General features: G+C 68.7%; 22 protein-coding genes. 15 read left to right on the top strand and 7 right to left on the bottom strand.

Annotated elements, in window-relative coordinates; genetic code table 11:
• Window positions 1-165: 165 nt before the first annotated feature.
• Both ACFUN8_RS12010 and ACFUN8_RS12005 read right to left on the bottom strand, forming a co-directional pair.
• Entirely contained in the window at window positions 166-1,785 is a 1,620-nt protein-coding gene (locus ACFUN8_RS12010) for a tyrosine-type recombinase/integrase (RefSeq protein ID WP_383634828.1), read from the bottom strand.
• Window positions 1,782-2,468, bottom strand: coding sequence for a helix-turn-helix domain-containing protein (locus ACFUN8_RS12005; RefSeq protein WP_383634826.1), 687 nt, complete (start codon window positions 2,466-2,468; stop codon window positions 1,782-1,784). The genes ACFUN8_RS12010 and ACFUN8_RS12005 overlap by 4 nt, the downstream gene beginning before the upstream one ends.
• A gap of 96 nt (window positions 2,469-2,564) precedes the next feature.
• Between ACFUN8_RS12005 and ACFUN8_RS12000 the strand changes: the two genes are divergently transcribed.
• The 6 genes from ACFUN8_RS12000 to ACFUN8_RS11975 all read left to right on the top strand — a co-directional run bounded on the left by ACFUN8_RS12000 (window position 2,565) and on the right by ACFUN8_RS11975 (window position 8,516).
• Window positions 2,565-2,804: a hypothetical protein gene (locus tag ACFUN8_RS12000; protein WP_383634824.1), complete on the top strand. Its 240-nt coding sequence runs from the start codon at window positions 2,565-2,567 to the stop codon at window positions 2,802-2,804.
• A gap of 212 nt (window positions 2,805-3,016) precedes the next feature.
• Window positions 3,017-4,279 carry a DUF3631 domain-containing protein gene (locus ACFUN8_RS11995; RefSeq protein WP_383634822.1) on the top strand — a complete coding sequence of 421 codons (1,263 nt, stop codon included), beginning with the start codon at window positions 3,017-3,019 and terminating at the stop codon, window positions 4,277-4,279.
• 431 nt (window positions 4,280-4,710) lie between these two features.
• Complete coding sequence (locus tag ACFUN8_RS11990) at window positions 4,711-5,445, top strand: DUF2637 domain-containing protein (protein WP_383634877.1); 735 nt, start codon at window positions 4,711-4,713, stop codon at window positions 5,443-5,445.
• 274 nt (window positions 5,446-5,719) lie between these two features.
• On the top strand, window positions 5,720-6,331 hold the full coding sequence (locus ACFUN8_RS11985) for a plasmid mobilization relaxosome protein MobC (RefSeq protein ID WP_383634875.1): 612 nt from the start codon (window positions 5,720-5,722) through the stop codon (window positions 6,329-6,331).
• On the top strand, window positions 6,328-7,971 hold the full coding sequence (locus ACFUN8_RS11980; RefSeq protein ID WP_383634820.1) for a relaxase/mobilization nuclease domain-containing protein: 1,644 nt from the start codon (window positions 6,328-6,330) through the stop codon (window positions 7,969-7,971). Before ACFUN8_RS11985 ends, ACFUN8_RS11980 begins: the two co-directional genes overlap by 4 nt.
• A 125-nt stretch (window positions 7,972-8,096) precedes the next feature.
• Complete coding sequence (locus ACFUN8_RS11975) at window positions 8,097-8,516, top strand: hypothetical protein (RefSeq protein ID WP_383634818.1); 420 nt, start codon at window positions 8,097-8,099, stop codon at window positions 8,514-8,516.
• A 216-nt stretch (window positions 8,517-8,732) separates the two neighbouring features.
• On the opposite strand, the gene ACFUN8_RS11970 is transcribed toward ACFUN8_RS11975, so the two are convergent.
• From ACFUN8_RS11970 to ACFUN8_RS11955, 4 genes are all read right to left on the bottom strand, one after another.
• A complete protein-coding gene (locus ACFUN8_RS11970) occupies window positions 8,733-9,437 on the bottom strand; it encodes a DUF317 domain-containing protein (RefSeq protein WP_383634816.1) in 705 nt (234 codons plus the stop codon).
• A 127-nt stretch (window positions 9,438-9,564) separates the two neighbouring features.
• A complete protein-coding gene (locus ACFUN8_RS11965; RefSeq protein ID WP_383634873.1) occupies window positions 9,565-9,846 on the bottom strand; it encodes a hypothetical protein in 282 nt (93 codons plus the stop codon).
• Between the two features lie 509 nt (window positions 9,847-10,355).
• Window positions 10,356-10,565, bottom strand: a complete 210-nt coding sequence (locus tag ACFUN8_RS11960) for a DUF397 domain-containing protein (protein WP_383634814.1) — start codon at window positions 10,563-10,565, stop codon at window positions 10,356-10,358.
• Window positions 10,562-11,392 (bottom strand): helix-turn-helix domain-containing protein, encoded by an 831-nt coding sequence (locus ACFUN8_RS11955; RefSeq protein WP_383634812.1) that lies wholly within the window; start codon window positions 11,390-11,392, stop codon window positions 10,562-10,564. Before ACFUN8_RS11955 ends, ACFUN8_RS11960 begins: the two co-directional genes overlap by 4 nt.
• Before the next feature lie 105 nt (window positions 11,393-11,497).
• On the opposite strand from ACFUN8_RS11955, the gene ACFUN8_RS11950 reads away from it, so the two are divergent.
• The 8 genes from ACFUN8_RS11950 to ACFUN8_RS11915 all read left to right on the top strand — a co-directional run bounded on the left by ACFUN8_RS11950 (window position 11,498) and on the right by ACFUN8_RS11915 (window position 16,726).
• Window positions 11,498-11,758, top strand: coding sequence for a hypothetical protein (locus ACFUN8_RS11950; protein ID WP_383634810.1), 261 nt, complete (start codon window positions 11,498-11,500; stop codon window positions 11,756-11,758).
• Entirely contained in the window at window positions 11,755-12,201 is a 447-nt protein-coding gene (locus tag ACFUN8_RS11945) for a hypothetical protein (protein WP_383634808.1), read from the top strand. The genes ACFUN8_RS11950 and ACFUN8_RS11945 overlap by 4 nt, the downstream gene beginning before the upstream one ends.
• Before the next feature lie 57 nt (window positions 12,202-12,258).
• A complete protein-coding gene (locus tag ACFUN8_RS11940; RefSeq protein ID WP_383634806.1) occupies window positions 12,259-12,438 on the top strand; it encodes a hypothetical protein in 180 nt (59 codons plus the stop codon).
• A gap of 653 nt (window positions 12,439-13,091) precedes the next feature.
• A complete protein-coding gene (locus ACFUN8_RS11935) occupies window positions 13,092-13,238 on the top strand; it encodes an albusnodin family lasso peptide (protein ID WP_383634804.1) in 147 nt (48 codons plus the stop codon).
• 76 nt (window positions 13,239-13,314) lie between these two features.
• Entirely contained in the window at window positions 13,315-15,018 is a 1,704-nt protein-coding gene (locus ACFUN8_RS11930) for an albusnodin/ikarugamycin family macrolactam cyclase (protein WP_383634802.1), read from the top strand.
• Window positions 15,015-15,638 carry a lasso peptide biosynthesis B2 protein gene (locus tag ACFUN8_RS11925; RefSeq protein ID WP_383634800.1) on the top strand — a complete coding sequence of 208 codons (624 nt, stop codon included), beginning with the start codon at window positions 15,015-15,017 and terminating at the stop codon, window positions 15,636-15,638. The genes ACFUN8_RS11930 and ACFUN8_RS11925 overlap by 4 nt, the downstream gene beginning before the upstream one ends.
• Window positions 15,635-16,201: a GNAT family N-acetyltransferase gene (locus tag ACFUN8_RS11920; protein ID WP_383634798.1), complete on the top strand. Its 567-nt coding sequence runs from the start codon at window positions 15,635-15,637 to the stop codon at window positions 16,199-16,201. The genes ACFUN8_RS11925 and ACFUN8_RS11920 overlap by 4 nt, the downstream gene beginning before the upstream one ends.
• Window positions 16,202-16,285: 84 nt before the next feature.
• Window positions 16,286-16,726 (top strand): hypothetical protein, encoded by a 441-nt coding sequence (locus ACFUN8_RS11915; RefSeq protein WP_383634796.1) that lies wholly within the window; start codon window positions 16,286-16,288, stop codon window positions 16,724-16,726.
• A gap of 134 nt (window positions 16,727-16,860) precedes the next feature.
• Here the strand turns inward: ACFUN8_RS11915 and ACFUN8_RS11910 are convergent, their stop codons facing one another.
• Window positions 16,861-17,046 carry a GntR family transcriptional regulator gene (locus ACFUN8_RS11910; protein WP_383634794.1) on the bottom strand — a complete coding sequence of 62 codons (186 nt, stop codon included), beginning with the start codon at window positions 17,044-17,046 and terminating at the stop codon, window positions 16,861-16,863.
• A 197-nt stretch (window positions 17,047-17,243) separates the two neighbouring features.
• Between ACFUN8_RS11910 and ACFUN8_RS11905 the strand changes: the two genes are divergently transcribed.
• Window positions 17,244-17,561: a hypothetical protein gene (locus tag ACFUN8_RS11905; RefSeq protein WP_383634792.1), complete on the top strand. Its 318-nt coding sequence runs from the start codon at window positions 17,244-17,246 to the stop codon at window positions 17,559-17,561.
• The last annotated feature ends 425 nt before the right edge of the window (window positions 17,562-17,986 follow it).

Raw genomic sequence — 17,986 nt, 5'->3', positions numbered from 1 at the left:
GCAGCCTCCGTAATGTGTAGGTCTTCGATTCGAAGCCCGAGGGTGGTTCCTAGAAACCTCAGATCAGATAGTCACTGACCTGAGGTCTTCTGTTGCTCGGAGCATGGCGCGTCACACGGCCGGGGTGCCGGGGGAGGGCTTGCGTGAGCGGAGGGTCGTCGGGACCTAGTTCCCGGGCTTCTTCCGCTTCGTCTTCTTCTTGCCTCTGGCCTGGGCCTTCTTGGCGCGCCGGGCCTTCTTCCGGGCTTTCTCCTCCTTGCGGGAGGCTTCCTCGGCCTCGGCCTTGCGTTGGAGGGGGACCAGCTTGGCGGTGGCCTCGGCGGCGTTCTTGCCGACGTGGGGCAGAACGCTCTGGTAGATGTCGCGCGTGATGCGGGTGTCGCTGTGGCCGAGGGTGTCGGACACGATCTTGATGTCGATGCCGGCGGCCAGCATGAGGGTGGCGGCGCCGTGGCGGAGGTCGTGCAGCCGGATCGGGGGAAGGCCGGAGGCGGCGACGAGTCGTTCGAAGAGGTCGGTGACCTTGCCGGGGTGAAGCCAGGAGCCGTCTTCCTGGGTGAAGAGGAGGCCGGTCTCGACCCAGGCTGTTCCCCATTCCGCGCGGTCCGTCTTCTGCTGTTTGCGGTGCCGTTCCAGCACGCCGGCGGTGTCGTCGTCCAGGGCTACGACGCGGAAGCCGCTGTCGGTCTTCGGTTCGGACGCCTCGACGTCCCAGCCGTCCTGGACGAGTTGGCCGGAGACGGTGAGGGTGTGCCGGTCGAGGTTGGTCTCCGACCAGGGCTGTCCGCACGCCTCGCCGCGTCGGAGGCCGCGGAAGGCGATGAGGTGCCACATTGCGTAGAGCCGGTCTGCGGCGACGAAGTCGAGGAAGGCGCCGGTCTGTTCGGGAGTCCAGACCATGACGGGGGAGGGCTTCTCGCCGGTCTGCTGCCACCGGGCAACCCGTTCATCGGTCCAGACCAGGGCTTTCGGCTTGCGGACGGGATCGATCTCCACATGCGCGGCCGGGTTGAACGTGATGATCTGCTGGCCGATCGCGTCGTTCAGGGCGGCGCGGAGCGTGGCCTTGATGTGCTGGCGCGTGGACGGCCCGGTGATACGGCGGAAGCCCGGCATCGCGTCGATCGCCGTCTTCATGACCTTGCGGCGGGCCCGGTTCTCCGTGCCCTTCCATGGCACGGTCGCCAGTTCCTCGACCGCCGACCGCCGTTGGGCGTTCTGCTCCAGGATGTCGGCGTTGGCGTTGGCGTCGGTGATGGCGGTGAACATCTCGCCGAGGTGGCTCACGCGCAGCCGGTCGAGGCGCCGGTCGCCGATGTGGGGCTTGAGGTGGACGCGGACGTCGGTCTCGTAGCGGCTGACGCCCGACTTCCGGATGCGTTTGCCCGCGAGCCACCGGTCCAGCCACTCGCTCACGGTGAGGCTGCCGGCGAGGTCCTGGCCGGCGTTGAGGCGACGCCGGGTCTCCTCCACGTCGGGGAGGGGCAGCTTGTCGCGGCTGACGTCGGACAGCATCTCCGCGATGAGATGGATGCCCTCGGGGTCGTCCGTGTCGGCGAGGCCGAGAAGCGCGCGTACGTGGTCGAGGTCGGCCTGAGCGGCTTTGAGGGTGTCGTATCCGGCGCGGTTGAAGGAGCGGCGGGTGCCGTCCTGGCGGGGCGGGAGTTCCTGGCGTACGGAGTAGGAGCCGTGCTTGCGGCTGGTGAGTTGGGGGCACTTCTTGCCGAGCGGTCTGCCGGTCCTGGGGTCGCGGCAGTAGCAGCGGCGGTGTGTGGAGCCCTTCAAAGGCGGTCCTCCGGCGTCGTGTTGGTGCTGGTCATGGTTTCGGGGATGTCGACGTCGCCCAGCGCGGATGAGAGGTCGGGCGGGGTGGCCCCGTCGTCGCGGAGGTCGCGGCGGAGGTAGCGCAGCGTGTACTTGGCGGAGATGGCCTGGTCTCCGTAGGTGGTCTGTCTGCGTTCGGCTTCTTCCTTCTCGGCGCGGCTCGTTGCTGTCTTGGCGGCGAAGCGGGCCTGTTCTTCTTCTTCGAGTGCGGCGGTGGCGGTGTGGACGAGGCTGGTGTGGGCTTCGAAGTCGGGTACCAGCCCTGCGTCGTAATCCGACACGTCTTCCTCGCCGGTGAAGCGCCGCAGGGCGTCCCAGGTGGGCACGAGGGACTGGAAGGGCAGTTCCTGGGTCTCTTCGACGTAGCCGACGGGGAAGATCAGGCAGCCCGGGTAGGTCTTGAGGGCGGCGGCCAGGACCATGACGTCGACCAGCGGAAGGCTCGCGCGGCGTCCGGATTCCATGTTGGCGATCACGTTGCGCGGGATGGGGTGCCCCAGCCGCTCGCACTCGTCGGCGAGTTCCTGCGCGCTCCAGCCCTTCTCCTTTCTCCTGCGCCGGACTTCGCCGGCCACGTTCGCCTGGACGCGGTCCACCCATTCCGGGAAGTTGTCCTCATCAGCATCCACACCGTGTTGTGTCATGTAGACACATTAGCTTGAGGATCCTTGTTGGTGTCGCCTGGAGTCGGACGTGATTGCCGCGTTCGCCGAGGGCTGTACTGAGAAGGGGCGCACCGTATGCGCGAAGACGCGGCCGACGGCCGGTTGAAGGGTTCGAAGTTGATGAGCCGGGAGGAGCTGCTCGCTCTGCCGGTGGCGGTTGACTTGGATACAAGCAACCGTGCTCTGGGGCTTGGTCGGAGCAAGGGGTATGAGCTGGCGAAGCGGGGCGAGTACCCGTGCAGGGTTCTGCGGCTGGGTAAGGCGTACCGGGTCGTGAGGGCGGATCTGCTGGGTCTGCTGGGGCTGGCGGCGTGAAGGGGCGGCAACGTAGCAGACGGTTCTGCGTTGAGCTGACACAGAAACGCTGGACTGTTGCCGGGCGTGGACGTACGGTCCGTGTTCCCTCGGGAAACGGAGTGGCCCTCCGGCGCGGCAACGCCCAAGGCCACAGCGGCCCCGAGCGGTCCGTGAGTCAACCCGGCGGCAAGGGCGTGAAGGCCCGCCACCGCCAGAGAAGGAGCCGCCCGGTGGAACAGCCCCAAGCCGAGCCCCATTCCACGCTCAGCAGGCCGTCGTGGCCGCCCGTAGCCGTCCCCGGCCAGCATGCCAGCGACGGAGCGACTGACGCCGCTTCGGCGGGCCAGTCGGCCCAGAGGGCGGAACCAGATCCCGAGCCGACGACCGCCTCGGCGCTGCTGGATGAACTACGCGGCCAGATAGCGAAGTTCGTGATCCTGCCCTCTGTGGAGGCTCTGGACGCGGTGACGTTGTGGGTGGCGGCGACGCATCTGCAGCCCGCCTGGCAGCACGCGCCGCGTCTGGCCGTGGTGGGGCCGGCGAAGCGGTGCGGCAAATCGCGGCTGCTGGACGTGCTGACCGAGACGGTCCACGAGCCGATGCTCACCATCAACACCACCCCGGCGGCGATCTTCCGGTCGATCACCGAGGAGCCGCCCACGCTCCTGGTGGACGAGGCGGACACCATCTTCGGCACGCCGAAGCAGGCGGAGAAGAACGAGGAGATGCGCGGTCTGCTCAACGCCGGTCACCAGCGCAACCGGTACGTCACCCGTGTCGTCGGCAACGACCACACGCCCCACAAGTTCGCCACCTTCGCCATGGCGGCCCTCGCGGGGATCGGCGACCTGCCCGACACGATCATGGACCGGCCGGTCGTCGTCCGCATGCGACGCCGCGCGGAAGGCGAGAGCGTCAAGCCCTTCCGCTCCCGCCGCGACATCCCCGCCCTGCACGATCTCCGCGACAGGCTCGCCGCGTGGGCCAGACCGCTGCTGGAGACGGCGGCAGAGCTGGAGCCGGGCATGCCGGTGGAGGACCGGGCCGCCGACACCTGGGAACCATTGGTCATCATCGCCGACCTCGCCGCCGGGCCCTGGCCCAACCTGGCCCGCACGGCGTGCGTGAGGATGGTCGCCACCGAGGTGGAAGCGGAGGAGGACCAGCCTGGCGGAGCGCGGATCCTGGCCGACATCCGCAAGATCTTCGCCGCCCAGCGCGAGCCCGACAGCCTGCCGACGGACGACCTCCTCCACCGGCTCCGCCAGGACGCCGAGAGTCCGTGGGCGGAATGGGGACGCAACGGGCTGAGCGCCCGGGATCTGGCGTCCATGCTGCGGGAGTTCGGCGTCAAGCCGGGCAACGTCCGGCTGCCCGACGGAACCCAGCGCAAGGGCTACATGCGCAACAAGTTCCTCGACGCGTGGCGGCGCTACTGCCCCACCGTCCACCCCGTAGATCCACCGCCCGGCGTGGGGCCCACCACGGGCTGAGCCCGCACCCCAGGCCGCCGTCCCTGCCGTCCCTGCCGTAATCCCGCAGGTCACACACCCTGCGGACAAGACGGCAACCGGCCCCAAGACGGCAACACGATCATGAAACCCACGCCGCCCCACCGGGACCGTGCCCGGATCCGTCTTGTGCCGTCCCGCGCGTCCCCGCCGTATCACCCCAGGTCACAGCGGTGCGCGCTGGGACGGCATGACACAACAGTCCCGTCCCGCCCGGCCCGGACGGCAGGGGAAACGCCACCGCCGTCGGCCGTGACGCCACACCGGAGCACCTGCCGTCCCTGCCCTGACCTGCGCTTGCAACGGCCAAGACGGCTAAGACGGACAACCGCGACCCCAGGAGGACCCGCTTGCCCCGCCCCACCACCATCCGGCACCAGACCACCATCGCGACGACGCAGGGCCAGGGGGTGATGAAGCACACCGCTGAGCGGTACGCGCTCGCCGCTGCGGGTGTCGTCATCGTGGCCCTGACCGTCGGGGCGTTCTGGCTGTCCTACGCGCATCTCGCCGAGGTGGCGGGGAAGCACGGGCTGGGAGGTTCACCCGTCCGTCAGTGGGCGTGGCCGGCGACGCTGGACGCGTTCATCGTCGCGGGCGAACTCCTCATGCTCCGCGCCGGTCTGCGCAGGGTCACCGACGGATGGGCCATCGCCGTGACCGCCACCGGATCGGTCGGCTCCATCGCGCTCAACGTCGCAGGCGTCAGCGGTACAGCAGGTGCTGGCGCCGTGCCGCTGCTCGACTATGTGGTCGCCGCAGTACCCCCGACCGCAGCCCTGCTCGCTTTCGGTGTCCTGATGCGGCAGATCCACCAACTCGTCGACCAACCAGCAGCCCGTCCGGACACGGTTTCCGAACAGCCTCCCGGCCTGCCGACCGCCGCGTCCGCCGAGACGCCGGAACCTCCGGCCCCGGTGGTGGAGAGCAAGCCGCGCGGTGGCCGTCCGGCGAAAGCGCCGGTCGAGGAGCTTGTGGAGATTGGCCGGACCGCTCTCGCTGAGCACGGCAAGCTCAGCCGCTCCCTTCTCCGGAAGGCCGTCAAGGACAGGGGCTTGACGATCGGCAGTGAGCGGCAGACCGAGGTGATGGACATCCTCCGGCCCGAGATCGAAGCCGGGGCCGGGGCCGGTCAGGACAGCGGGTGACCGGAATCCCGACGGGGTGACCGGAACCCTTCCGGTCACCCCGACCAGCCGACCAGCCGACCAGCCGGCCACCCGCACTCGTCGCCCCGTCCACAGCTGTGGATATCGCGCCTGACCACAGCAGCCGCCCGCCCGTCCCTGTGAACCTGCCCGCCCTGCCCCGACCACTTTCGGAGAACCGCTCGTGACCGACCACCCGCACCACCCCGACCACACCCCCGACGAGCCGACGACACCGAAGTCGTCTGAGCAGAAGGAACGTTCGCAGCAGGAGATGACAGCCACCAGCACCAGCGGAGCAAGGTATGCCGTTGGACCGTCCAAGGGCCGGTCCAACGGGGGAATCTCCGCCCCGGGGGTGGCGGAGGGGCTCGGGCACCAGGGGGAGCCCGAGCGGGAGACACCGGCCGGCATCGCTGTCTCTGCCGCTGTGCCGTCGCCGTTGCCGCGTGCTGCTGATCAAGCCGCGCTTCACCGTGTCGCCCGCCGCCGCGAGCGCCAAGACGAGCAGCGCAAAGAGCGCGTCGACGTCCGCTACAGCGTCGATGAGAAGACCGACATCCTCGGCATGGCCCAGTCACTGAACATCGCCGCCGCCCACTACGTCGGCGCCGTCGTCATGGCCCACGTGAACGGTGACCTCGCCCTGCCCGGCCAGCGCACCCCGCTGGACGACTACATCGACGAACTCAACGCGCTACGCGCCCAGGTCACCCACATCGGCCGCAACCTGATCACGAAGAAGCTCAACTCCGGCGGCCACCCGCACCCCGGGGACAGCGCCCTGCTCGCCCAGACCGAGCACACCCTGACCGCAGCAGGCGCGGCTGTGCGGGTCATCGCTCAGGCGGCGAACCAGGCGGTCAGCAAGAAGGCCGTCCGTTGATCGCGAAGATCAACAGCGGCAAGAGCACCGCCGGCCTGATCCGCTACCTCTTCGACACGGAGAAGGCGAAGGGCCACACGGACCCGCACCTGGTCGCGTCTTTCGACGGCTTCGCCCCGGATCCCGGCCGCGCCGACGACTCCGACGCCGTCAGGAAGCTCCTGGTGGCGGATCTCGACCTGCACGTCAAGCAGGCCAAGAGGCTGGGCCGAGCACCGGAGAAGCATGTGTGGCACTGCTCGGTCCGCGCCGCCGAGAGCGACCGCCACCTCACGGACGAACAGTGGGCGGACATCGCCCGCCGCGTCGTTCACGCCACCGGCATCACCCCCGAGGGTGATCCGGACGGGTGCCGGTGGGTAGCCGTCCGGCACGCACCGGACCACATCCACATCGCCGCCACCACCGTGCGGGCGGACCTGCGGGGCGCCCGGCACTGGAACGACTACCTCACCGCGGACCGTGAACTCGCCGCCGTCGAGAAGCAATACGGCCTGCACCAGGTCGTGCGCGGCGACCGCACCGCTGCCAAACGCCCCACACGCGCCGAGCAGGAGAAGGCCAAGCGCGCCGGCCACCAGACAACGGCCCGTGAGTTTCTGCGTGCCGCGGCCCGCACGGCGGTGGCCGCCACGACGAGCACGGAGGAGTTCCTCGCCCTGCTGGAACACACCGAGGGGGTGCTCGTCGACGTCAAGCGCTTCCCCTCCGGCGACGTCCGCGGCTACACCCTCGCCCTGGAAAGTGACACCAACAGCGGGGCGGAGCCGATCTGGTACTCCGGATCGAAGCTCTCCCCGGACTTGTCGTGGCCCAGGATCAGCGAACGGCTGACCGGCAAAGGCGCCCCCGCGCGCCCGTTGCAGGACGCGATCGCCGCCATCGAGGACATTCCCCGTGCTCTCGCGCACGACGGGGCGCCGGCTGCGCAGGCCCACGTCGCCGCCCTGGGCGAAGCCCTCGACGCACTGCCGCTGCTGGCCCCCGCCCCTTACCGGGAGGAACTCCGGCGGGCGGCAGCGGCCTTCGAGCGGGCCTCCCGCTCCCGCGTCCAGGCCGAGAACCGCCACGCCGTCCGGCTGCGGGGAGCCGTCAGGGCCATGCTCCGCACCCCACCACCAAACAGCACCGACGGCACGCTTCTGGCCCTGCTCCTCGACACGATCGTCCTCGCCACCGCCGCCACCCTCCGATGGCACGACCTCCACCACCACGACCAGCAGGTCACCGCCACCCGCAACGCCCTCACCCACCTCCACACCGCCGCAGACCAGGCCGCCACCAGCGCCCTGGCCACCGTCAAACGCGCAGGCCCCACCAGCCCCGCGGTCCGGCTCCGGTACGAGCGTGTCGTCCGCGTGGTGCTGCCCGAACACGCCGACCGGATTCTCAACGCCGCCGACTGGGAGGCGCTCGCCGCCACCCTCGCCCGCGCCGACACCCGTGGCCTTGACCCCGTCGAAGTCCTCCGCGCCGCCGCCCAGCGCCCCCTCGACGACGCCCGGTACCCCGCACGCCTCCTCGCCTGGCGCATCCAACAAACCACCCACACCGCACAAACACCCCGCACCGCACCGCCGGCACCACAGCCCACACCAAGTCTGGCGCCCCAGCCCGGCGGGCCGCGCACCCGCCACTGACCCCCGGAAGCCAAGTCCAGCGAGTCACGGAGGCACCCCATGCCCCGCGCACCACCTGAGCGATTCACCGCGAAGCGCTCACCAGTTCAGACCCCATCCACACGACATTGCAGAAGGAACCGCCCATGCCCCAGACCCACATCCGCCCCGACGTCGTCGCCCTCCTCGCCGACGTGGACTGGCACGGCCGCCGAGACGAACCCCCGCAACGCCGCGACGGACGTCCCTTCACCCTCGCCGAGCAGCGCCTGATCAGCACCATCACCCCGGAAGAAGGGGCCGCCGCACGCCAGCAGATACGGCGCGAGAACCAGTGGCTGGACGAAGTCGACGCGATGAGGGACGACTTCGTCGCCCTCGTCAGGAAGTACCTCGACCAGCTCCCCAAGAACGCTGTGGTCGCCGACGCCATCAGCATCATGACCGACGAGGACTACGCCGAGTACGAACGCCTCGTCCCGATCGTCACCGCACAGGACACCCTCGAATACCGCGCCACCCACAGAAACCCGACCGAACACCTCACCCGGCACACGGAGGACTGACCGCACACACCGACAGCCGCCGACCGCAGGCGAGTCCCAGAGCCCCAACGGCTGCCGCGTGCCCGCCTGAACCACCACCGCACATAGAAACGCACCGCAGCCCCGCATGCCGAAACGGTATGCGGGGCTGCGCAGTTACGAGGGGAGGCGGCGGGTTTGGCATCGGGGCCGCCGACGGAGAGCGGTCTCCCTGGGCGCGGACGACGGCGTTGCCCGTCAGTCGGCCGGAGCGCGCAGGATCCGGTCCTTGGTGCTCTTGGGCAGCACCCGGCGCAGGACCGGCGCCGACGAGGCAAGGGATGCGGCGAATGCCGCAACGAGATCGTGCGGCACGCCGGCGGAGAACGACGCCGCCCACAAGTACGGTGCGCCAAGGGCGGGTTCGGCCCACGCCTGCCACCCGGCCGGACCCGTCTCGTCGGGCGCGAGGGTCAGGGGGCGCGGGTCACCGTCCTGGATGAGCGGCGGCACCTCGCCGAGGCTGACGTATGTGGTGAACATCCGGTCCACCGCCCCGAAACGGGGATGATCGATGTCCCGCAGCCATCCGCGCGTGGTGAGCGTGTCGAGGACCAGCTCGGGTCCGGTGGACCCTGCGGTGGGCTGGTGGCGGTTGTTGAGAGCGGCGAGGAAGTCGCCGAGGACCTCGCCGGGGACGCCGGGGGTGAAGTAGGCGGACCACGCGGCGAGCGGGCTGCTCACGTCCGTACGGGCGGAGACCTGCCAGGCGACCGGCAGCTCCCCGAGAAGGAATGGCTCGTCCGCCAGGACCCACTGGGCCCAGCGCAGCGTGTCGCGGCTGATGTTCAGAACGGTACTGCGCAGAACCTCCCGGTCCTCCGAAGCCTCATCCGGCACCCGCCTGCCACGGACGACCATCAGGTTCGTCCAGCCGAGCCCGGTGAGGGCGTCGGCCACCATCTCGTAGAGGCATCCGTCATCACCGGCCAGATACCGGGGACCAACCCAGAACGCGGAAGGCGGGTCGGAGGGGAGGGAACGACGGGGTGGTGCGGGTGCAGAGACACCTCCAGGAATCGAGCGGGCCTTACTGCCCGCTGCCACGGCGAGCGGAGCGGCGGGCGCGGCGTGGGGGCGCCTGAACGGGGCCCTGCCAGGTGAGAGCAACGGCAACCTCGGGCGGCAGGGAGCCGAGCTGAGTGTCCGGGTCCCGGCCCTCGGCCAGGTAGACAACGGGCCGCCCCCTCTCATCGGTCTGGACAACCTGGGTGAGCCGGTGGGCCATGTGGAAGAACGGGGATATCGCCAAACGCACCGGCGCGCTCCGGTCGCAGGCGGACAGCAGGCCGATGAGATCGCCGACGGTCATCTCCGTGTGCTCCACGAAGACCTCCTGACACGGGAAAATCGGGTGAGGGTAACTGGAGCCGAAGCCACTGGTGGGGAAACGCTGGCTCGCCGAAGCGCCGGCAAGCGCGGGGCGATGCTGTGGACCACGGACAGTGGTGGAAGGAACTGGGGCTCAGAGAAGCACGGTCACGGGCTTCTATCTCTCTGACCTGGGAGTTTCAGGGAAGGTCGTCTACGTTTACATGCCTCTGAAACCGTTGGCCAGTCATTCCGGAGCTTTCCCGTCTGCCCGTGGCGAACCTGTCCGCCGACATCGAACTCAGCCTATGGAGTTCCTTGCCGTTCAAACCTGCCGCCCCGGCAATCAGTCGGCGACACGCCCGGTTTCGAGTGGATGTTCTGGCCTCCGACCATGGGACCTCAACAGGTCAGCAGAAAGCCCCGTCGTGCTCCTTCTAGAGGCACACGGCGGGGCGTTCATCGTCTTACTTGGACGCGACGATAGACCGGCCCTGGTCGGCGGATTGATCAGAGAGTGCCGAACTTGCCAGCGTGGACGCCTGCGGTGAAGGAAGCGAAGGAGCCGGCCGAGAAGTTCAGAACCGGGCCAGTGGGGTTCTTGGAGTCACGGACGGGAACGATGCCGTGCGAGACGGCAAGGTTGGCGGCGACCTCAACGCACTGGCCGCCGTTGCTGCTGTAGGAGGATGTGAACCAACGCGGTGTCTCGGTCGTCACGGTGTGCCCTTTCGAAACTCATTGATCGTGGCCACGGAGGCCGCTTGGGAGAGCGCTTCAGCCTGTAGCTGATGGTAGGCCGTCATCAGGGGCTGAATGAACGCCATATCCCGTGCTAGTTGGCCTTGCTGCGCTGACTCCGAGTAGGCGACCTGCGACCGGTCCGGAAGGGTCAGGAGAGTCACCGGAAGATCGAAGGCGCGTCGCTCTCCAAGATCGAACGGGGCGACTTGTAGCAGGGTCGAGGGCAGTTCGGCGAAGGCAACGAGGCGGTCAAACTGCGCAGCCATGACCCCCTTCCCGCCGACTGGTCGCCGGACGCAGCTTTCGTCCAGGACCGCGTAGACGAAGGGCGGGGGTATCCGCTCCAGGGACAACTGCCGCTTGGCAAGGAGCGTCAGTCGTTCGTCTGCTTGCTGCTCTGTAATCGCTCCCCGCCGCACGGCGCCCGTGGCGATGGCTGCCGCGTACTCCGGGGTCTGGAGCAGACCCGGAACGATCCCGAGTTCGAAGAGTCTGATCTCCGCGGCTCGTACCTCTTGCCGTACGTACTCCGGGAACCCCTCCAGCAGCGCGGTGTTGTGGAGGGCATTCACCATGCGTTGGAACTTGTCGCCCGTTCCGAACGCCCTGTCAGCACTAATCGCGAAGCGACCAGTTGGAGAGCGTCGACCAGTTTCCACGGCGGAAATATGCGTCCCAGTGCACCCCATCCGCACACCCAGCTCGTCTTGTGTCCAGCCGCGTTCATCCCGAGCCTGCCTCAAACGCTTGCCGAACGCCGCCTTCGGTGACGATTCGGGGTCGAGTTCCTTCCGGTTGACCATGCAGGACTCCCAACTCTCTAAGCAGAACACGCAAGTTGAAGACAGCGTGACTGTAGTCCACGCTGGGCCGCCCGAGTAGTGGAAGCGCTACGGAGAGGAGCGGCGATGTCTGTGCAGAACGTTCCCACGCGTGGGGAGAAGTCTGTACGCGTCCCTGAACCCGGCACGCTCGTGGTCGACACCGCCCACGCCGACCGTGTTGGAGAGTTCCGGGGGTCCGCCGGCCCGTACTGGTCACTGCGTCCGGTCTGCGGCGGGACCGAGTGGGAAGCCGAGCCCGAGCACGTCCGTCCTGCGGATGCGTCGGAGCGGCTTCACGCGGAGAACGCACGCTGCAACGCCCGCACCCGGGGAGCCGTGCTGTGACTCTCCGCAGACTGGACCGCGCCCTGTACATCGCCGAGCTGTACGCGGGCGACGGTGCGACGACCGTCTATCTCGGGGGCATTGTCACCCCGTCCCGCCGGCTCGCTCTCCGCTGGCTCCGGGGTCAGGCTCTCCGGTTCGCGGATGCGCTCGACCCCGACCCGTACGCCGAGTGGATTCCGCCCCGCGTGCTGCAACGGGTTGGGCACACCGATCGGGACCCGGCGGGGGAACTCCGCGCTTGGGCCAACAGCATCAGCGACCAGGACCAGGCGTTGCAGCAGCTCGCGGATGGGCTGCCGTATCAGCTCGTCACTCACGACGATGCGTGCTGGTACCGGCTCGATGTGCGCCCCCTCGCCCTCCCGAGCGGCGCCACCACCCGCACAAGCGGCATCCCCTGGAACACCCACCCCATATACCCCGCCCGGCTGTCTGCGTGACGGTCGGCAGCCGGGCGGTTCACCCCCTGACTGAGCAGCGAGCGAGGAGAACAGTACGTGGGCAAGGCGAAGAACACGGTTGCTGCTGCGGCGGCGACCATCAAACGGGACACCCGCAAGAACCCGTCCCCACGAGCGGACCAGACGCAAGGTGCCTTGGCGGACCGACACGTTCGCCACCACACCCCGGACCGGCTGTATGGAGACAACGGCCGGAACGGCAGCGGGCAGGAATGAGCCCGGCGCAGTCCCGGCGCCGAGCGAGCCCGCGACGGACGAACAGGGAGATTCAGCGGCTCCGCGCCGCCGTGATCATGCGAAAAGGCATGGTGATCCGGCGGTATGAGGCCGGGGAGTCGATCGCCGCTCTCGCCCTTGCGTACGACGTTTCCAGGAAATGGCTCCGTGCCCAGTTCGACACGTGGAACATCCCTGTCCCGCGTCAGCACCGATCCGGCTCCGCTGCCCCCGCTCTGGTCGTGTTCCCGGCTCCCCCCGGCGGCCAGGGCGGGTCACCTGCAACCAACTGACCGACAAGTCTGGAGTGCTGATGCCCGGCCGTCGAGCGCAAGCCGAACTTGACGAGGCACGAGAAGGGTTTCTCGCGGCCCGCGATGAGGTGACGACCCGCTACACCGGTGGGGAGTCTGCTGCGTCCCTGTCCCGCTCGTTCGGGATCGTGGGCGAAAGGTGGGTCGCGGAACGGCTGGATGAGTGGGAGATCCCTCGTCGAGACCGTTCGTCCGCTGCGGTCGTTCGCGGCCCCGGCGTCCCGCCGTTGTGCAAGGGCACGAGGCCCTGACCAGTCTTCCCCTTGCCCGTAAGGGTGGGCGTTCCTGCCCGGTAAGGGGTTTGTCCCGTCCCATCACATGTGGAGAGGAGGAAAACGAATGTCGGACAACACGCATGCGGCAGACACGGCCGGGGTCACTGCCCCCGTTGCCGTTCCTGCGGTCATCGTTCTGGGCGACGCTGCCGAGCTGACGCGCGGTAGCGACTCGACCAGCACCGAGTCGAAGCAGAACCCGTACGACTGATCGAAGTGCGGCGGTCCCGGCGGGAGATGCTCCCCACGGGGCCGCCGCTCCGGCTCCTGGCGGATGAGGTGACGAGATGAAAGAACGCGAAGCACGTTGGTTCGGCGGCAGTACGCCCGGCAGCCGCCCCACCGCAGCACCGGTAGGTGCGCGACTGCTCTGGAGCGACCCGGCAGTGTGGGTCTGCGGTAACTGGGAGCCGGAGCACATACAGACCGTGGAACTCGGAGACGCGAAGATCGCTGTCCTTGGCCCGTGTTCCGCTTCGGAACACGACCTTGCCCGCGCCCTCTCGTGCCCCGATCTCGCGACGGTGGCCGACGGGTGGGCCGGATCGCACACGGTGGTGCGCGCCCGGGGTGACGGCCGTGTTGAAGTCCTTGCCGATGCGGCCGGTGCATGTCCCCTCTACACGGTGAACGTCCCCGGTGGGGTCGTGTGGGGGTCGAGTTCGCTTGCCCTGTCTCCGCTGGCAGGTGGCAGCGTGGACACCGAATGGCTTGCCGCTTTCCTGCGAGACAAACACGCTCCCACTGCGGGCCGTTGCGCATGGGCAGGGGTCAAGCCCGTTCCTGCCGGGCACCTGCTGACGCTGGACACAGCGGGACGAGCCTCGCTCTCCTCCTGGTGGAAGCCGATGAAACGGACGCCCGGCGACGCTTCAGCCGCACTGCGACGTGCTCTCGGCGAGGGAGTCCGCGTCCGTGTGGAAGGTGGATCGGTGACCACGGATCTTGCGGGCATGGACTCCACCACACTGGCCCTGCTCGCGGCGCAGTGCGGGCCGATCACGGGCGTGACGCTGCATCCGGAACGAGCGACGCACGGCGGGGACCTCGACTACGCGCGAGCCCTGACGGTACCGGGTCTGCACCGGACGTATTTCCCGCTAAGCGCCCGTCATCTGCCGTTCACGCCAACCGAAGTGCCGCTACCCGCCACGGACGAGCCGGCCCCGTCCACGCCAGTGTGGTCGATGTTCTCCCATCAGCTCCGGGTGATGGTTGCGGCGGGCTCGGTCTCTCATCTGACCGGGGACGGCGGGGACAACCTCTTTCTCCTGGCCCCCACCCATCTCGCGAGTCTCGCCCGTCACGGTCGTTGGTTGCGGATGCTCGGGGATGCGATGGACTGGGCGCGGCTGCGCAGGCAGAGCCCACTCCCGCTCATCTCTGCGGCCGTGCGGGGCAATACGGCGCACATCGGCCGCGCGGTGCTGCTCCCGCCGCCGTGGCTGAAGGTTCCGGCGCCGTCTGACCACGGCCCGGCCAGCGCTGACGCGGATGCGGTGTTCCTGTCGTCGTTCCGGATCGTGGCGAGGTCCGCGCACGCAGAGATTCAGCTCGCGGACTCCCTCGGTATCGCGCTCCACAACCCGTACTTCGACGGGGCTGTCCTTGACGCTGCACTCTCCGTACCCCACGAACAGCGGTTCCCCGCGCGCCGGTACAAGCCCATGCTTGCCGACACCTTCGCCGATCTGCTGCCCGAGGCACACCGCAAGCGGGCCGCCAAAGGACTGTTCGTGGGCGACTTCCACGAGGGTCTGCGCGTCAACCTGGGCCGGGTGCTTGGACTGGCGGACGGGCGGCTTGCCGCCCTGGGCATCGTCAACCCCGCGCCCTTGCAAGCAGCGATACACGCGGCAGCACTCGGGGCACGGACGATATGGCCGCCCCTGCTGTCCGCGCTCGCAGCCGAAGCATGGCTCGAAGCGGTCGAGACCACATCAGCCACCAATTGGGAGCGGCCCGTGACGGCCCCGGCGGGTGTGCGATGAGCCGTGACACCACCGTGGCAGCACTCACCGAACACGCCTGCGTGTTGATCGACTACGCCACAGGGCACACCGAGCTGCGGCCCGCTTCGGCGGCTTCCGCGGACCTGGGGGCAACGGTCGTGCGGCTCCCGGTTGCCGCCCTGTCGTGGGGGACCGTCGAACAGTCGGCCGTCCTGCCCGACCCGGTATCCATTCCGCTGCGATGGCGCGTCGGCGCCGTGCCGGTCGTCCTCGTCACCGCTGCGGTGTGGGCAGCCGGCCCGCGCCAAGGCCGGTTCTCCCGGCTCGTACGACTGGCGTGCGCGGGCCGCGATTTGGCCCCGGCCACGGGGGGCCAGGCTCACTACGCTGTGTGCGCGGTGCGCTGGGCCGCTCGCATGATGCCGATGCGATGGGCGTGCATGGAGGAATCGACGGCCGCCGCCCTCCTGCTGACGGTGGCCCGGCGCCGGGCCGAGTGGCGCCACGGCGTAGCCGTCGACCCGGTGCGGCTGCACGCCTGGATTGCCGACCCACGAGGGGAACCGGTGGAAGAACCGGCGGACACCGCCCTGTACACCCCCACCTACACGCCCGACGGACCCGGCCCGGCACGGGCCGACAGAGGAGTACGACCGTGACTGACCCGCACATTCTCCTGACCGGCCAGAGCCTCGCCCTGGCAATGCCCCGGCAAGACATGCTGCCCGAGTACCACCGGTGGGAGAACGACGCGCGAACCATCCTCGGGTACGGCAACCAGTGGGCGCAGTCCTGGGAGGTTCGCGCCGCCGGATACGAGCGCCAGAGGGGCAACGAACGCTTCCAGCAGTTCGAGGTGGTGCGGATCGAAGACAACACGGCCGTAGGGATGACCATCCTTGAAGTCAACACATACGTCCGCACGGCCGAGTTCGTGATCATGCTCGCCCCGGAAGCACGGGGCAAGGGGTACGCCGCCGAAGCATCCAGGCTGACCCTGGACTGGGCATTTCACCTCGCCGCCCTGCGCATGGTGTGGCTCAAGGTGCTGGAGCCCAACCGGGCCGGGATCGCTGCCTACGAGAAAGCAGGGTTCCGCCCAGCAGGCCGGCTGCGGCAGTCCGGCTTCTGGCTCGGGCAAGCCGTCGACGAACTGCTGATGGACGCCCTGCCTGAGAACTTCCCCGGCCCGTCCGCCGTGACCGCCATCCTCGACACCTGATCCGGACGCCGACCCGTGCGCCCCGGCCGACGATCAGCGGGCGGGGCTCACTTCGCCCTCTCACAACGTCAAGGATCACGCGACGTGTTGCAGTGCACCGCCTACACCGGCGTTCCCGAGATAGACACGCTCGTCGCTCTGACCACGATGCACGGCGGACCCGACAACCCGCCCCACGCACTCACCCCGGACCACTTCCTGTTGTGCGAACTCGCACAGCACGACGAGCACACCGAACACGCCGCGCAGCTCTGGACGGCCGAGATACCCGCCGTACGGGACCTGTGGCTGTTCTGGACCGGCACCAGCAAAGCCGAGACATACCGATTCGCAGAACTGCCCCCGTGCCCAGCCGCCTACCACCCCAAGTCCGTGACGCACGGGCAAGCGTGCGTTCTGTACGAGCAGCATCCAGGCGGCCACTCCTGGGAGGTGACGGACCCGCTCGGAGACCTCTTGGAGGAACGCGCCCGCCAAGAAGTGGAGCGGTTGCGGGACGCAGACGACCAGGACTGCACGGACTGACCACCTCGGCCCCCGCTCTCAACTTGCCACGAAGAAAGGCAACGGACCGTGATCCAGTGCACCGCCGTCACTCTGCTGCCCGCCCCCGCCTACATCACTGAGCTAGCCACCCCCGAACGCCCAGCCCACGCCGGTCACGAACGTCCCCTTCCCCCACTCCGTCCGCACCGTGCCCCGCTCAGTAGCACCCGCACCGCTCGGCGGGCATTCTCCCGCGCCACCTTGTGCCGCTCGCACAACTCCGACTCTGACGGAATGCGCTCACCGGGCTTGATGATGCCCGCCGTGATAACGGCCGTGAGCGCGTCCAGCACCCGCATGTAGGGGGCGTGCGGGGATGTGCGAGTCGGACGAGTGCTCAGGCATGAGGCAGAGCGTAGACAAACGGCCAACCCGGAGCGACTTAGACAAGCAGATCTCCGAGCACGAAAACGCCCCAGCTCGACGGTGTCCAGCGCACCGGTCCTACGCGGTCCGCCGAGGCTCCGCCGAGACAGCTAATGGGAGCTGAAACGACATGCGCGACCTTCTCGCCCACGCCCTTTCCTGGGCGCTCTCCACCCTCGCCCCCCGCCAGCCTGGACGCCACTCCGCCGAACACCTCACCGATCCGTCCGGACCGACCCCCGCACACGTCAGCCCGTGGTCCCGCCCCTGGACCGCACCGTCAGCCGAACAGGTGCGAGCCATCTTCAAGGACGAGCGCACCCGAGAGCTGACCCAGTTACAGCGCGAACGCATCTACGCCGCCCAGTTCGCCGCGCTCGGCGTGGACTACGACTACCCGACGATGCCGCTCGGCAGCCTCGTACAGCCTCAGCGGGTGGCAGCATGACCCGCGACGAACAGATAGCCGCACTCACCGCCGAACCGAGCACCGCCCCGACCGGCTCACGCTGCTGCCGCTGCCGCAACTGGACATACGCCCCCGTCCCCGTCCGATGGATCGAGCGCGGTAGCGGCGGCGCCGGAATCACCCTCTACGCATGCCCCACTCACGCCGTTGCTCTCAACGCAGGACCGACACCAGACGACGTGTTGCACAACCCATAGGCGCCTGCACAGACATCAAGAGGTCCCACCTGAGCGCCGCTCCTGGTGAGGTTTCCGCGTTCCCCTCCTGAATGCTGTCGATTCGCCGTGGCACCTGGGTTCAATCAGCCAGCCCATCAGCGAACTTCGAGCAGCGACCTGACATCGCCGGTGGCGGACCAGCAACCGGCACGGCAGGAAGCCGCTCTCACAAAGAGCAGGAATGCG

Source organism: Streptomyces sp. NPDC057307, assembly GCF_042667665.1.
In the GTDB taxonomy this organism is placed as follows: Bacteria; Actinomycetota; Actinomycetes; order Streptomycetales; family Streptomycetaceae; genus Streptomyces.
The sequence above is the reverse complement of the archived record's forward strand: the minus strand, read 5'-3'. Positions and strand labels throughout refer to the sequence as shown.